Origin of the sequence: Porphyromonas cangingivalis, assembly GCF_900638305.1 — a bacterium.
GTDB classification, from domain to species: domain Bacteria; phylum Bacteroidota; class Bacteroidia; order Bacteroidales; family Porphyromonadaceae; genus Porphyromonas_A; species Porphyromonas_A cangingivalis.
In genome coordinates this window covers 192,739-208,065 of sequence record NZ_LR134506.1, presented here as the reverse complement: position 1 = coordinate 208,065, position 15,327 = coordinate 192,739, and the positions used below count along the sequence as shown (strand labels likewise).

At 44.0% G+C, this 15,327-nt stretch carries 11 protein-coding genes and 1 rRNA gene; 7 read left to right on the top strand and 5 right to left on the bottom strand.

Annotated features, from left to right (window positions below):
- Nucleotides 1-16: 16 nt before the first annotated feature.
- Nucleotides 17-1,168: an IS256 family transposase gene (locus EL262_RS00850; protein ID WP_126464325.1), complete on the bottom strand. Its 1,152-nt coding sequence runs from the start codon at nucleotides 1,166-1,168 to the stop codon at nucleotides 17-19.
- A gap of 262 nt (nucleotides 1,169-1,430) precedes the next feature.
- Here EL262_RS00850 and EL262_RS00845 point away from each other — a divergent pair, with 262 nt between their 5' ends.
- The 7 genes from EL262_RS00845 (at nucleotide 1,431) to fabD (ending at nucleotide 9,970) form a co-directional block, all read left to right on the top strand.
- Nucleotides 1,431-1,703 carry a co-chaperone GroES gene (locus EL262_RS00845; protein WP_025839634.1) on the top strand — a complete coding sequence of 91 codons (273 nt, stop codon included), beginning with the start codon at nucleotides 1,431-1,433 and terminating at the stop codon, nucleotides 1,701-1,703.
- A gap of 30 nt (nucleotides 1,704-1,733) precedes the next feature.
- The gene (groL, locus tag EL262_RS00840; protein ID WP_025839633.1) at nucleotides 1,734-3,371 is read left to right on the top strand and encodes a chaperonin GroEL; all 1,638 of its coding nucleotides are present in this window, start codon (nucleotides 1,734-1,736) and stop codon (nucleotides 3,369-3,371) included.
- 273 nt (nucleotides 3,372-3,644) lie between these two features.
- Nucleotides 3,645-4,355: a DUF6808 domain-containing protein gene (locus tag EL262_RS00835; protein WP_025839630.1), complete on the top strand. Its 711-nt coding sequence runs from the start codon at nucleotides 3,645-3,647 to the stop codon at nucleotides 4,353-4,355.
- 429 nt (nucleotides 4,356-4,784) lie between these two features.
- Nucleotides 4,785-6,316, top strand: a 16S ribosomal RNA gene (locus EL262_RS00830).
- 629 nt (nucleotides 6,317-6,945) lie between these two features.
- Nucleotides 6,946-7,887, top strand: coding sequence for a ribose-phosphate pyrophosphokinase (locus EL262_RS00825; RefSeq protein WP_025838904.1), 942 nt, complete (start codon nucleotides 6,946-6,948; stop codon nucleotides 7,885-7,887).
- Nucleotides 7,888-7,911: 24 nt separating this feature from the next.
- A complete protein-coding gene (gene mutY / locus EL262_RS00820) occupies nucleotides 7,912-9,021 on the top strand; it encodes an A/G-specific adenine glycosylase (protein WP_078735764.1) in 1,110 nt (369 codons plus the stop codon).
- Nucleotides 9,022-9,088: 67 nt separating this feature from the next.
- Nucleotides 9,089-9,970 (top strand): ACP S-malonyltransferase, encoded by an 882-nt coding sequence (gene fabD / locus EL262_RS00815; RefSeq protein ID WP_025838905.1) that lies wholly within the window; start codon nucleotides 9,089-9,091, stop codon nucleotides 9,968-9,970.
- Nucleotides 9,971-10,181: 211 nt separating this feature from the next.
- Here fabD and EL262_RS00810 read toward each other — a convergent pair whose 3' ends face one another.
- The 4 genes from EL262_RS00810 to EL262_RS00795 all read right to left on the bottom strand — a co-directional run bounded on the left by EL262_RS00810 (nucleotide 10,182) and on the right by EL262_RS00795 (nucleotide 15,308).
- On the bottom strand, nucleotides 10,182-11,759 hold the full coding sequence (locus EL262_RS00810) for a DUF6029 family protein (protein ID WP_025838907.1): 1,578 nt from the start codon (nucleotides 11,757-11,759) through the stop codon (nucleotides 10,182-10,184).
- A gap of 31 nt (nucleotides 11,760-11,790) precedes the next feature.
- On the bottom strand, nucleotides 11,791-12,261 hold the full coding sequence (locus tag EL262_RS00805) for a TlpA family protein disulfide reductase (protein WP_025838909.1): 471 nt from the start codon (nucleotides 12,259-12,261) through the stop codon (nucleotides 11,791-11,793).
- A gap of 37 nt (nucleotides 12,262-12,298) precedes the next feature.
- Entirely contained in the window at nucleotides 12,299-14,026 is a 1,728-nt protein-coding gene (locus EL262_RS00800; protein ID WP_078735765.1) for an Omp28-related outer membrane protein, read from the bottom strand.
- Nucleotides 14,027-14,306: 280 nt separating this feature from the next.
- Entirely contained in the window at nucleotides 14,307-15,308 is a 1,002-nt protein-coding gene (locus EL262_RS00795; RefSeq protein WP_025838915.1) for an ROK family protein, read from the bottom strand.
- Between the last annotated feature and the right edge of the window lie 19 nt (nucleotides 15,309-15,327).

Sequence of the window (15,327 nt, the reverse complement as noted above, 5' to 3'; positions counted from 1 at the left end):
ATTACTCATTACTCATTTATTTGGTGCTCCACTCTTGGAAATAGGGTAACCTCCTTGCGTAAGTCCTTTCGGTCATTTCTCGGGCTACAGAGCCCAAGAGAAAGACGACGGCATCTGCCGAGGGTAGAGCCCCACGCATACGCAGCGTACGCTTATAGCTCCGATTGAGACGCTCCACCCAATTCGTTGAGTAAATCATACGACGAACACCCTCCGGGAACATCAGGTAAGTGAAGTAGCCTATATTGCGAGGTGCCGACAAGGAGAGCAGGCTCCGGTAGCTTTTCCCCCAGCGTTCTGCAAATGTACACAATTTCTCAAATGCCTTGATGGGTGTAAGACTTGTACCCGAAATAGGAAACAAGTCTTCCAACTCTTGTCTCATCCTATCCTTGTCCCTCTTCGATACGGCATTAAGTGCGTGACGCTTGAAATGAACGACACACAGCTGATGGGAGGAGTGAGGGAAAGCCGAGGCGATGGCTCGTTCAATCCCTTGTAAAGCATCTGAGATGATCAGGTCTATACGTTCGACTCCACGTGCTTTGAGGGCTTTCAACTCTGCCTCCCAATTCAACGCTCCCTCCGTGGGATGATTCACCACACAAAGCACCTCCCGACTACCGTCAGGAAGCAACCCCAACATCGTGTAATAGGCTTCCTGAGCCACACGTTCCTCCCGCCGTGTGTAGGCAAAGGTAGCATCGATGTACACGGCCAAATAGTGGGGCGACAGTTGGCGTTCCAACCACTTGTAGATCTCCTCTTTACTCGTGTTGGTGAGAAAACTGACTTGCTGCTTGCTATAGTGATAGCCGTAGATCCGTTCGCACACCGAACCAATGTCTTCGCACGAAAGTCCTCGGGTGTAAAGTTCATGGAAGAGGAGGGCGCGTTCGCTTTCCTGATGGGAGAGGATGCCCAAAATTAGGGGCTGAAAATTCCCTGAACGAGTACGTGGAATGCGAAGCTCAAAGCTACAGCCATAGCCTCGCCATCGACGAGGACGGAAACCATTGCATTGTTCACCCTCATGCTCTTCGACAAAAAGAGCACGTTCTTGCTTCGAGAAGGTGTCCAATAGTACACGGATAAGTTCGTTAATACCTGCCTCTGATGATAGCATTTCAGAAATAAATGCCGACTTTTGTGTTGTTGTAAGCTCCATTGTTCTTAGGTTTATTTTTTTTCTTACCTCAAAGTTAAGGACTAACGGGGCTTACACACTTTTTTAGGACAGTATCCAGTATCATATCTGCCACTTATGTCAATTGCCAAATTAAAGATGGCAGTCAATGAAGCAATATTTGTCAGTCAATAAAAATTCCTTGGCTTTGGCATATTTTTTTCTTGTTAGTAGTGAGAGCCGAAAGTCTCAAACATCAAAGCAGAAAACAATAATCACAACATAAAGAATAAAAATAACAGCTATGAACATTAAGCCACTTGCAGACAGGGTACTTGTGGTACCTATTCCAGCAGAAGAGAAGACTGTGAACGGTATCATCATCCCCGATTCAGCAAAAGAAAAACCCCTAAGAGGCACTGTACGTGCCGTGGGACAAGGAACAAAAGATGAGGAGATGGTACTCAAAGAGGGTGACGTTGTACTCTATGGCAAATATGCGGGGACAGAGATCGAGTTGGAGGGTGAGAAAGTCCTCATCATGCGTCAGTCTGACGTCCTTGCAGTGATTGGTTGATATTGACAATAACAGTAATACGATAATACAATGGCAAAAGAAATAAAGTTTGACAGAGAAGCGAGAGAGCTACTCAAGAGTGGTGTGGATAAACTCGCTAATGCAGTGAAGGTGACTCTCGGCCCTAAGGGTCGTAATGTCATCCTTGGTAAGAAGTTCGGTGCGCCTCATATCACCAAGGATGGTGTGTCAGTGGCTCGTGAGATCGAACTTTCGGATGCTTTCGAAAACATGGGTGCTCAACTCGTCAAGGAAGTGGCATCGAAGACCAATGACGATGCGGGTGACGGTACAACAACCGCAACTGTCCTTGCACAAGCTATTATCTCTGTCGGGCTCAAGAACGTTGCCGCAGGTGCAAGTCCTATGGATCTCAAGAGAGGTATCGACAAGGCTGTGACTAAGGTAGTCGAAGAGATCCGTAAGCAGGCGGTAGAGGTTGGTGACGACTTCGAGAAGATCGAGCACGTAGCTAAGATCTCTGCTAACGGTGACGAGACCATCGGTGCGCTCATCGCTGAGGCTATGAAAAAGGTAAAGAAAGAGGGTGTCATCACAGTCGAAGAGGCTAAAGGTATGGACACGACAGTGGAGATTGTCGAAGGTATGCAGTTCGACCGTGGATACATCTCTCCTTACTTCGTAACGAATACCGAGAAGATGAGTGTGGACTTCGAAAATCCATACATCCTCCTTTACGACAAGAAAATCGCAACGCTCAAGGAGTTCCTTCCTATTCTCGAACAAGTCGTTCAGACAGGCCGTCCACTCCTCATCGTTGCTGAAGATATCGAAAGTGAAGCACTCGCTACACTTGTGGTAAATCGTCTCCGTGGCTCTCTCAAAATCTGCGCTGTAAAGGCACCCGGCTTCGGTGATCGTCGCAAGGCGATGCTCGAAGACATCGCTATCCTCACAGGTGGTACAGTGATTTCGGAAGAAAAGGGGCTCAAGCTCGACAGTGCTACGATGGATATGCTTGGTTCGGCAGAAAAGGTGACCATCGACAAGGACAACACCACCATCGTCAACGGTCTTGGAGATAAGGAGGCTATCTCTGCTCGTGTCAATCAAATTCGTGCACAGATCGAAGTAACAACTTCGGACTACGACAAGGAGAAGCTACAAGAACGCCTCGCAAAGCTTGCGGGCGGTGTGGCGGTACTCTATGTAGGAGCACCTTCAGAGGTCGAAATGAAAGAAAAGAAGGATCGTGTCGAAGATGCGCTTAGTGCTACTCGTGCAGCGGTTGAAGAAGGAACCGTCCCCGGTGGTGGTATCGCTTATATCCGTGCAACCACAGCACTTGAAGGAATGAAGGGCGACAATGCAGACGAAACAACAGGTATCGAGATCATCAAACGCGCAATCGAAGAGCCTCTTCGTCAAATTGTCGCCAATGCCGGAAAGGAAGGAGCCGTCATTGTCCAGAAGGTCAAGGAAGGAGATGCAGACTTCGGTTACAACGCTCGCAACGATGAGTTTGTACACCTCTTCAAGGCCGGTATCATCGACCCGGCAAAAGTAACTCGTGTAGCTCTCGAAAATGCAGCTTCCATCGCAGGTATGTTCCTCACCACAGAGTGTGTCATCGCTGACGAAAAGGAAGATGCGGCAGCAATGCCCACAATGCCACAAGGTATGGGAGGCATGGGCGGCATGATGTAACATCTGTCAAATAAATTATTCCAAAATCAGAGAATGTGTCAAAATCCTTTTTGGCACATTCTCTTTTTATCATGGTAAAATGAATCTGAGTAGTCGTTTTATCCGATGAGTACAGATTTGTTTATCTCGATATAAACACCTATATTGTAAATAGTTAATTGCTCTATCCATCGATCACAACACTTTCACTCAGTGGACTCTCAGTTTGTTATGATCCGTGGGAAGACAAGTTATGAGTATATGAGTCAATACAATGAATAAAATCAAATGACTATGAAAAAGAACGTTATTTTAGGCTCGATCGTACTTGTGCTGCTACTGTCACAGATAGGTACATTCATTTGGAATCGAACCCTCAGAGATAAACTCCATATTGCTGAGCAAAATGTCACAGTAGTGTTAGATAGCATACGTACACTAAAGGATACGAATGGTAAACTCTATGCTGAAAAAAAATCCTATATCACAACTGTAAAAGAGCTAAAGGATCTGAATAAAGAAATGCATGAAAACATCCAATCTCTCGAGCGTAAGATGAGAAGGCTACTCATCTCGGGAGCAAATATTGGTATAAAAACGAGGGATACCATCATCCAGAAAAACATCATAAACTATACACTTGACAGCTTGGTCAATATACGTTTTTCGGATCAAGTCATAGATGCCAATAGTTTTGTCAGAATACAAAAAGACAGCGTTTATCTTGACCGTTTTGCTTACCAACTGGATATCCCTATTGAAGTATACTTTACAAAAGATCATAAAGTCATCGCACGTAGCAAGAACGATAACATCACGTTTACCAAGCTTGATAGTTTTGTCGATCCACAAGTTACGAAGTACCGCAAACCAAGACGTTGGGGAATCGGCATACAAGCAGGTGTCGGAGCGACATCTATCTACAACTTTTCAGACAATAAATTATCCACCGGTGTCGGTCCCTATGTAGGTATAGGTATCAGCTATCAGTTCTTGCAGTGGTAAAAAAATATCTTTGTTTATGCTAATTTGAAGTGGCCTTAAACCTGTTTTCTTTAAGATTAGCATAACCCTCAATCACGGTGATCTGTAATTTTCTCTAACAAAGCATCATTAGCTGCTTACACCCGTGTGTAGCATAATTACAAAAGAGACTCAGGGACCTTATCTTGGCAGAAAATCTCCTAGGGAACACTTGCAGGATTAAAAATAAGTCGTAACTTTGCACCCGAAAACAAAAACAACCATCGTGCTCCAAAAACATATGGTTAGTTTTCAAAAAGAAAGAGATCATAGACATATTGAAGACAAAAGTATAGACAATAGAACTTGACAGCATTGTATAAGGGAAATGTAATTATTTCCTCGGTCAATTTTATACTTAAATCGAATAACAGATCTTAGAGCAAAGGAACAACAAACAAATTTATTTCAACAATGGAGAGTTTGATCCTGGCTCAGGATGAACGCTAGCGATAGGCTTAACACATGCAAGTCGAGGGGCAGCACGGGATTAGCTTGCTAATCTTGGTGGCGACCGGCGTAAGGGTGCGTAACGCGTATGCAACTTGCCTGTCAGTGGGGAATAACCCGGAGAAATCCGGACTAATACCGCATACACTTTAGTTTCTGCATGGGGACTTTAGGAAAGATTTATTGCTGACAGATAGGCATGCGTTCCATTAGATAGTTGGTGAGGTAACGGCTCACCAAGTCAACGATGGATAGGGGAGCTGAGAGGCTTATCCCCCACACTGGAACTGAGACACGGTCCAGACTCCTACGGGAGGCAGCAGTGAGGAATATTGGTCAATGGGCGAGAGCCTGAACCAGCCAAGTCGCGTGAAGGAAGACGGTCCTATGGATTGTAAACTTCTTTAGTAGGTGAGTACAAGCAGTTACGTGTAGCTGTAAGCAAGTAACCTAAGAATAAGTATCGGCTAACTCCGTGCCAGCAGCCGCGGTAATACGGAGGATACGAGCGTTATCCGGATTTATTGGGTTTAAAGGGTGCGTAGGTGGCTTCATAAGTCAGTGGTGAAAAGCTGTGGCTCAACCATAGTCTTGCCGTTGAAACTGTGGAGCTTGAGTGCGGATGAGGTAGGCGGAACGCGTAGTGTAGCGGTGAAATGTATAGATATTACGCAGAACTCCGATTGCGAAGGCAGCTTACCAAACCGCAACTGACACTGAAGCACGAAAGCGTGGGTATCAAACAGGATTAGATACCCTGGTAGTCCACGCAGTAAACGATGATTACTCGGAGTATGCGATATAATGTATGCTCCCAAGGGAAACCGATAAGTAATCCACCTGGGGAGTACGCCGGCAACGGTGAAACTCAAAGGAATTGACGGGGGCCCGCACAAGCGGAGGAACATGTGGTTTAATTCGATGATACGCGAGGAACCTTACCCGGGATTGAAATGTACATGACGGTTGGGCGAGAGCCTGGCTTCCCTTCGGGGCATGTATGTAGGTGCTGCATGGTTGTCGTCAGCTCGTGCCGTGAGGTGTCGGCTTAAGTGCCATAACGAGCGCAACCCACATCGTCAGTTACTAGCAGGTAGAGCTGAGGACTCTGACGAGACTGCCGTCGTAAGGCGCGAGGAAGGTGTGGATGACGTCAAATCAGCACGGCCCTTACATCCGGGGCGACACACGTGTTACAATGGTAGGGACAAAGGGCAGCTACCTGGCGACAGGATGCGAATCTCCAAACCCTATCTCAGTTCGGATCGGAGTCTGCAACTCGACTCCGTGAAGCTGGATTCGCTAGTAATCGCGCATCAGCCATGGCGCGGTGAATACGTTCCCGGGCCTTGTACACACCGCCCGTCAAGCCATGGAAGTCGGGGGTACCTGAAGTGCGTCACCGCAAGGATCGCACGAGGGTAAGACCGGTAACTGGGGCTAAGTCGTAACAAGGTAGCCGTACCGGAAGGTGCGGCTGGAACACCTCCTTTCTGGAGACTCTGAGATCTTGTTAAGTATAAAGACAATAGTTGTCGCTATAGTCCTGCTTTTGTCCTTCAATATGAATTATATAGATCGTGTGTTGTGAGTTTTTTTCACAGCACACGATCTTTTTATTATGTAAGTTTTGCGGAGGATCAGCATCGGTTATAAAGCTTATTTTAGATCTATACTAACGTCAGTTCGATATAAGGAAGAGATGTAATGTACTGATTATTATAATGTTTAGTTTTTTACGCGAGATTTTCCAGGTGCTTACATTGCTCTCAGATGTCTTTTTACTTGTGTCTGAGTCCCAAAGACTTAGATGTTGGCTCTTCTTTGCAATTATCCTACTAAAACAAAACAAAAAAACAGATTGATTTACAGTTGCTTACTTGTTTTACGGCATATTTTCTTAGATCGAACTGGCGTTATACTAGGAACTTTTCGGGTATCGTTGTGTATTGGAATATGGAAATAGCTGATTGCAAAAGATTTGATTAGAAGAGTGGAAAGTTGTACCACAAATTCTCCGTATTTTTTGGGACTATGTCGATTTAGTTTGGTATTTTTGTAGCATATTAACCAACAGCTTGGCAAAATTTACCCTATTGAATTCCTATAATATTAAATCCAGATGAATCAAGAGAATAATTTTCTTGTCTTTGCAGGCACTAAGAGTCAGTACCTCACAGAGGAAATATGTAAGTATCTCAATTGCCCCCTTGGCAAGATGAAGGTAGACAGATTTGCGGACGGTGAGTTTGCTGTGTACTACGAAGAATCTATCCGTGGTAAAGACGTTTATTTGGTGCAGTCTACATTTCCTACTGCGGACAACCTGCTTGAGCTCCTACTCATGGTCGATGCAGCCAAACGCGCCAGTGCTCACTATATCGTAGCGGTTATCCCCTACTTTGGCTGGGCTCGTCAGGACAGAAAGGACAAACCTCGTGTCTCTATCGGGGCCAAGCTCATCGCAGATATGTTGTGTGCAGCAGGGATATCTCGCTTGATCACAATGGATCTACATGCTGATCAGATTCAGGGATTTTTCAATGTACCTGTGGATCACCTTTACGCATCAAGTGTATTCACAGAGTATATAAAAGACAACCTCAGTCTCGAAAATCTTGTCATCGCCACTCCTGACGTTGGTGGGACTAAGCGTGCCAACTCTTACGCAAAATACTTTGGAGTGCCAATGGTCATCTGTCATAAGTCGAGACTTAAGGCCAACGTGGTCGATGAGATGAGGATCATCGGTGATGTGGAGGGTAAGGATGTGCTACTTATCGATGACATCGTGGACACAGCCGGCACCATCACCAAGGCTGCCAATTTGATGATGGAAAATGGAGCCAAGTCAGTCAGGGCTATTGCCAGCCATGCTGTGATGAGTGATCCTGCCACTTCTCGTATCGAGCAATCTGCTTTGAACGAAATGATCTTCACCAACTCAATACCTTATCATGGAGGGGGGAAGAATGTCCGTATCCTTTCGGTGGCAAAGATGTTTGCTGAAGCTATCCGAAGAGTTAGTTCGCACGAATCTATCAGCCTTCTTTACAATCTATAATCTCACCTACCGAGCCTACAAGACTTGAAACTAAACAATAATACAGCAGGTCACTATCCCGACACCTTGATTGACAAAGGGATAGTGACCTATTTTCGTCAAGCTCTAATAGAGTGGTACGAACTCAACGGACGTAGACTACCATGGAGGGAGACGAATGATCCTTATAAGATATGGATTTCTGAAGTTATCTTACAACAAACACAGGTCATTCAAGGGTTGGATTACTATCTTCGTTTCATCGAACGTTATCCTGATGTGAAAGCATTGGCAGCAAGTCCGGAAAGTGATCTTCTACTGATATGGCAGGGACTTGGTTACTACTCAAGGGCACACAACCTTCATAAAGCTGCGCAAAGTATCGTTCAATATCACTCGGGAGTATTTCCTAAAGCAGTAGAAGATGTCAGTAAACTCAAGGGAATAGGACCCTATACCTTGGCTGCCATTATGTCGATAGCTTACAACGAACCTCTTGCTGTAGTTGATGGTAATGTTTATCGGGTTCTCAGTCGTGTTTTAGACATCGATGTACCTATCGATACAAGTATGGGACAAAAGGCATTTAGAGCACTGGCACAAGAATTGTTGGATCCCCAATATCCGGGCATCTACAATCAAGGTATAATGGATTTGGGAGCCATGATATGTACACCAAAATCACCCAAATGTGATGAATGCCCCATACAAAAAGTTTGTAAGTGTGCACATTCACCCACAATTACACTTCGCCCGGTAAAGGCTAAAAAGATGATTGTCAAGGAGCTGTATCTTGATTTCTTTCTTCTCATTCAGGGCGAATATATATGGGGTGAAAAAAGGAACAAGCAGTCTATTTGGAAAGGGTTGTATCAGTTACCTCTTCATTTATCTGATAAAGCTCATTCGGCTCCATTGAGTTTACTTCCAGACCTAAAAATAAACACAGGAGAAGAAGAGCTAAAGATCTCCCATTCATACACCACTACACACCGTTTGACACACAGGCTACTGAACATCAACATACACACGATTCACTTGCCCGAACATATTGATTTATCTTATTTAGGCTTGGAAGCCATACCAATCAGCAGGCATTCAGAGTATGCCTTCCCTAAACCTCTACGTGAATTTCTGGATAAAAACTTGAAATAAAAGGTAGTTTTCGTATCTTTGGGCGAATTGTAGCAAAAAATCACTATTTATAATTACAGATAATATTATGAATGCATTCGTTTTTCCAGGGCAAGGCTCTCAGTTTGTCGGAATGGGTAAAGATCTTTACGACTCTTCTGAGGAAGCTCGTAGACTCTTTGAGATTGCTAATGAGGTACTCAACTTCAGGATTACAGATATTATGTTTGCCGGCACTGATGAAGAGCTCAAGCAAACAAAAGTGACTCAACCTGCAGTATTTATTCACTCCTATATAAGTGCAAAGGTGAGGACATCAAGTATCACCCCTGACATGGTTGCGGGACACTCTCTTGGTGAATTTACAGCTCTTGCTCTCGCAGAGGTTCTTTCGTTCGAAGATGCTCTGAGACTTGTGTCTCAACGCGCTCAAGCAATGCAAAAATCTTGTGAAGAGGCTCCTTCTACCATGGCTGCCATCTTAGGTCTCGATGATGATGTAATCTCCGATATTTGTTCGAAAATTGAGGGAGAAGTCGTCATTCCTGCCAACTTCAACTGCCCCGGACAAGTCGTTATCTCGGGGTCAGTCAAGGGTGTTGAATTAGCTTGCGTTGCAGCAAAGGATGCCGGTGCAAAGAGAGCTCTCCCATTGAGTGTAAGTGGAGCATTTCACAGTCCATTTATGGAGTCTGCGAGAGGACAGCTTGCTGAAGCTATCGCAAATACACACTTCAATGACGCAAAATGCCCCGTGTATCAGAACGTAGATGCCAAACCTTATACTGATGCTGAGTCCATCCGTACAAATCTTGTCAAACAACTCACAGCTCCCGTTCTTTGGACACAGACTGTACACAATATGGTCACAGATGGAGCAACATACTTTGCGGAATATGGTCCGGGCAAAGTTCTTCAAGGCTTAATAAAGAAAATAGAACCAACTGTAAATGCAGAAACCGGACTATAAACGGAAAACAAACTAATAACAAAAAAGAGACTGACAAGATTTTGTCAGTCTCTTTTTTGTTTCAATAAAACCCACAGAACTATAAAAAGCAAAAGAGAGTATCGGTATCTGAGGGTAGAACTGCTAGTTATAAATATAATCCTCAAGTTACTATAAACTCACTTCAGTAACCAAAGCTTAAGTATTTATTATGGGGGTCAGTCTAATACCACTAAAAAACATAAGATAGTGTTCCAGTCAGTCCGGTGTACTCAGGGACATATCGACATATACCTCCGACACATTGAACTCCGGCTCTGGTACGACCATAACTAAGCATTACGCGAAGACTCCCATAAGTAAAACTTCCCCCAACATTGTAATAATGTTCTTTCTTTTCAGCTGCATAACTATACATATCGCTACCAAAGACAGTAAAGTGTGGAGCAAAACCAAATTCAACAAGGCCGTAAATCCATCCTTTCTCTTCCATATCCGTTGTCATATGTTGAAGTTCAGTACGGAGAGAAGCCTTCTTGCTCATCTTCCAAAGGATATCGACAACCTGAGCAAAAGACTTGTAAAGAAGGGTATTGTGATCGACCTCTTGATAGTGCAGACCAGTATTGATCATGATGGCACGAGAAAAACGCTTACCCATTTCCAACGAGATCTCGCTAAATAACTTTGAGCCTTCACGTCCAAAAAATGGCATAGTCTCCATAGGATTACGTCCAAGAGAGTTGTAATAAGAGGCATTGAGTGCAAGCTTGAGTGGATACTTACCAAGCCAGTCTCCTGAAAGATTGTAATACACATCAACCTGACCACCTATTTCTCCGGATGTATTGGTCTGATGAGGATAAAGAGAGGGTAGCGCATACTTATGCTGTTTGGTCAAGGCTGGGATGTAGTTCATGGGGACATAGATTTGTTGCAACTTATTGTCGATACGAAAATCCATATGCTCTACTCGACGAAATACCCCGGACACTCCAAAGTCATTACGCAGATAGTCAAGATTGACAAGCAGAGCTGTACCACTCTCTTTGAGGAACTTCTGTACATAAGGAGAGAAAGACTGACCCATTCCCTTGATGGTGTACTCTGCACCAAGATTGAATCCTCCGGCACTAAATCCTCCGCGCATACTGTAAAGATGCATCATCTTAGGGTCAACAGACTCAGGAATACTTTTGGTATTCTTCTTTGTCACCCAAGCACCTCCAAGAGTAATGTCATAGCTTCCATCCTTGTTCCAAAGTCTAGAGATAGTCACATCGGCATCTCCACCTCCAATGATGGCATCAGCATAGGTGATGTATCTGCGTGGCTGTCCTCCCATGAGCTTAATTCGAAGCCAATCAGTCGGAGTATACTTCACATTGAGTCCCCTGAGGGAGTTGTTTATACCGAGAGAGCGCTCTTCAAAAGCACGAAAAATAAGTCCGCTACCAAACTGCTCATAAAAACTACCAGCAGTGACACTCAACTTATCATTCGAATAACCGACATAGTACTGTACCAAGCCATTACCTTTGAGTTCTTCAGGATGTCCTTTCAACGGAGGCTCAAAGATCTCGTACTGTAATCCGGCTCCCAAGTTCTTATAGTCATACTTCAGATTAAGGTACGTATTGTTCCCATGCTTCTGTCCATCGGGGTTGGCTTCATCTTTTTTGTACAAGATGGCATTACTTTCTATCCCACCGTGAATCGTTCCCCAATCTTTCTTCCGCTCCTGTGCCGACACTGTAAGTGTCGACAACAGGGCTGAAGATACGAGTAAACTTATGATAAACTTATTCATACTTTATCCTTATTATTGCTCTGATGTATATTTACTTGACATACTTCATTGCCTCTTCAAGCAAGTACTCCTCATCACCAGGGCTGTACCCACTGTGTTTGTAGACTTGCTTACCATTACTGAAAATGAAGAGAAAAGGCACATTAAGGACATTAAGTTTTTTGTATAACTCTTGATTACTGTCCATGTATATCTCAAAAGGATAGTTGCGTCCTTTGACAAACGAAGGCACCTTATTCTTAGAGCGAGAGTCATCGATAGAGATAGACACGATACGAATCTTACCTTCCCACTCTTCTTTGATCTCCTTGAGAGCATCCATCTCCATAAGACAAGGTTTGCACCAAGTTGCCCAAAAAGAGACGATAACAGGTTTGTCTCCCTTGATGAGATCAGAGAACAAAATTTTCTCACCCTTCAAGTTTTCGATGTTTACATTCTGAGCATGTGTGCAGATCAAACCCGCACACATCATTACAAGGAAAAATATAATCTTTTTCATAAGTTAATATCTTGCTATTAAGAAATTAGTACTTTCATTAGTAACCGGAAGCACTGCCGGCTTCAACCTTCTGTGCGGTGATTACGGTATTGTCACTCGCCTTTGTGATAATGATAAACAAGTTACAATTTTCAGCTTTCCAAGAGCTATCTAATTGCACTGTAAACTTCTTCTTCATAACCTCATTGGCTGTTAAACTGATAGGCTCACCCCAGATAGAAGAGCTATGCGTCTTGCGATAGACATACCTATGCTCCATATCACGTATAGGATTTCCATATTTAGGATATACTGCATTGGCTTGATCTGCAATCAATTTATCCTCAACTATGATGACAACCCATTTCAAATCATTGAGAGTTTCAGTACTCTTGATCGTCATATCCACATCAAGAGCAGAGCCAGTGATAGTAGTGTAAACGGCCATACCGATTGGAGTACTTTCTGGTATTCTGTTAATGATATCTGATCTGTTCTTGGCTTGGTTATTTTTATCTCTTCCAACTACTATAGTTGGATATCCCTCCAATCCGTAAGCATTAAATAGACGTTGGCCTTCACTCGTTGCAAACTTATCCCTACCTCCATGGACACCAGAAGCCACAACCTGAGGCTCATCACAAAGTTTATCCATGACCGGGATAACAAGTCTTGGACAGTATGGACACCAGGTTCCTGTAAATAATTCGAAGTACACCCTTGGTGTCGGAACATATTCGCTCTGAGAAGTAACCATCACTTCCTCCTTAGTGACTTCTTCTCCTAATTTCGCAGTTATCTTAAACTGCTTGTTTTGGGTGGTATTGAAGTAATTCTTATCCAACTCACGCCCATCTAAATAGAATTTAACCTTTTTTGTCAAGTCTCTATCTTCATCAAGGGTATTTATACATCTCAATGACACGACGTCAACACCATCACTGACAAGCCTTTCCTTGCTCACCTTCACGACAAGATTATACTTAATTGGCTCCTTGACTGTGATGGACACCTGATTGGACTTGTTACCGTTAAAATCCGCTGTGACCCTAAACAGACCGACTGCAGTTGGAACGAAGACATTACCTTCGATAGGCTTATCATTGATGAAGATTTGTGCTCTCGTGGTCAAGTCTTCGTTATCCTTGTTGTAAACCTTAAACGTAGCCTTATCTTTTCCATCAAGGAAAAGTTCGACCTTATCCACTTGGAGGATGATATCTTGCATCTTGTTGGCCTGGATGGTCAATTCATTCGAAAACTCATCGCCACGTTTAGCGATAGCCTTGTACTGACCTTCATTTTTTGCACGAAACTTATTTCCTACAATACGCTCATTATCAATAAAGAAATCACAGTTATCCGTAATGTCTTGGCCATTCTTATCTTTCACATTGAAAGTGATCCAATCTTTAGGATTACCTGCAAGGACAGAACCCTTATCACTCGTCAAGACAAGAGTTGCCTCTTTAGCGGTAGCTGTAACCGTTATTTCATCAGATTCGATGTTATCTAAACTTGCAGCAAATTTATATGTCCCGGGCTTATCAGTTTTAAAGGTATTACCGTCAAGTTTTTTGTCATTGACCGTAAATGTCACACGAGATGTTAAGTCGGCTTCGTTCTGCGCCACGGCAGTGAGCGTAACCATATCAACTCCATCCGCAGCAATTGTAGTCTTGTCTGCCTTGATTTTGATGGCCTCGATGAGATCCATCTTATTGTTCTTCTCTGCACACGAGAAAAGCAAAATAAAGCATGTAATCAAAAAAAGTGCACGTTTCATAGCTGTTCTGATTTTATTCGATTAATATCATGTGTATTTTCTGTGTCTTTCGACCTATTGACAGTCCTGTCGCTTAATTTAGCAAAAATTCAACACTCGCAACTTAATCTAAGAGAAAAACGGCTACATTTTATGGTATTTTTCATTTTAAGTTGAAAATTCAGGTAACACATCTCACAATCAGGATGCTGCAATCAAGCTCCTCAAAAGAATGCGTCCGATCTGTTTGTTGTTATCAGATCGGACGCTCCTATAAGGTCAACGGACTTATCCAAAGCTGTTATGATTGACCGGTAGCTTTGGGAAGATATTCTCTGTCGGCCACCCATCCCAAGGCACTGGCTCCAAGGACAGCAGCGTCACTCTCTTTTAGTTCAGAAAGGAGGAGTTTCACCTTCCCTCTATATATATGAAGGAGATTGGCCTCCATACTGCGCGCTATGGGCTCCATAATGAGTGCTCCGGCTTTGGTCAAACCACCAAACAAAATAATAGCCTCGGGGCTGGAGAAGGCTACAGCATCTGCAAGGGCTTCTCCGAGGATTTTCCCGGTCATTTCAAAGATCTCAAGAGCAAGTTGATCACCTTTGATTGCAGCATCATATACATCTTTGGAAGTGATAGCGTCAATATTCAAGTCTCGCAAAAGGCTCTTATCGCTCCGAGTGGTCAGATACTCCTTGGCCGTCCTTGCGACCCCCGTAGCGGAAGTATAAGTCTCAAGACATCCCTTACGTCCACAAGCACACTGACGACCATCACGACGGATGATGACATGCCCAAGCTCGCCGGCAAACCCATCGTGCCCATAAACGAGATTCCCACCGATCACGATACCACTACCTACCCCTGTACCCAGAGTGATAATGATAAAGTCCTTCATTCCTCTGGCTGCACCATAGGTCATCTCCCCTATCGCAGCGGCATTGGCGTCATTGGAAATGGCAACAGGTAATCCCGTCTTTTCAGACAAGAGGTGTGCAAAAGGGATGCGTCCTTTCCAGTTGAGGTTGACAGCATTCTCGATCGCACCCGTAAAGTAGTTTCCATTGGGAGCACCGACCCCTATTCCTCGAATCATCTCATCCCCTCCGACCGTATCGACGAGGGCCATGATTGAGTCATTGAGGGCATCGATATAATCGGTCACCTCAGCATAGACACCTGTCTTGATCGAACTTGAGCCAAGGATCGTACCACGAGCATCGACCACTCCAAGGACCGTATTTGTCCCTCCGATATCGATCCCGACGACATAAGGCTTTTCAGTTGTAGTAATCATAGCACTATGTTGTTTAAAC

What these genes read in the sequence shown, in the direction of transcription:
- EL262_RS00850 (WP_126464325.1), bottom strand. Translation starts at nt 1,168, where the DNA reads ATGGAGCTTACAACAACACAAAAGTCGGCATTTATTTCTGAAATGCTA.
- EL262_RS00845 (WP_025839634.1), top strand. Translation starts at nt 1,431, where the DNA reads ATGAACATTAAGCCACTTGCAGACAGGGTACTTGTGGTACCTATTCCA.
- groL (WP_025839633.1), top strand. Translation starts at nt 1,734, where the DNA reads ATGGCAAAAGAAATAAAGTTTGACAGAGAAGCGAGAGAGCTACTCAAG.
- EL262_RS00835 (WP_025839630.1), top strand. Translation starts at nt 3,645, where the DNA reads ATGAAAAAGAACGTTATTTTAGGCTCGATCGTACTTGTGCTGCTACTG.
- EL262_RS00825 (WP_025838904.1), top strand. Translation starts at nt 6,946, where the DNA reads ATGAATCAAGAGAATAATTTTCTTGTCTTTGCAGGCACTAAGAGTCAG.
- fabD (WP_025838905.1), top strand. Translation starts at nt 9,089, where the DNA reads ATGAATGCATTCGTTTTTCCAGGGCAAGGCTCTCAGTTTGTCGGAATG.
- EL262_RS00810 (WP_025838907.1), bottom strand. Translation starts at nt 11,759, where the DNA reads ATGAATAAGTTTATCATAAGTTTACTCGTATCTTCAGCCCTGTTGTCG.
- EL262_RS00805 (WP_025838909.1), bottom strand. Translation starts at nt 12,261, where the DNA reads ATGAAAAAGATTATATTTTTCCTTGTAATGATGTGTGCGGGTTTGATC.
- EL262_RS00800 (WP_078735765.1), bottom strand. Translation starts at nt 14,026, where the DNA reads ATGAAACGTGCACTTTTTTTGATTACATGCTTTATTTTGCTTTTCTCG.
- EL262_RS00795 (WP_025838915.1), bottom strand. Translation starts at nt 15,308, where the DNA reads ATGATTACTACAACTGAAAAGCCTTATGTCGTCGGGATCGATATCGGA.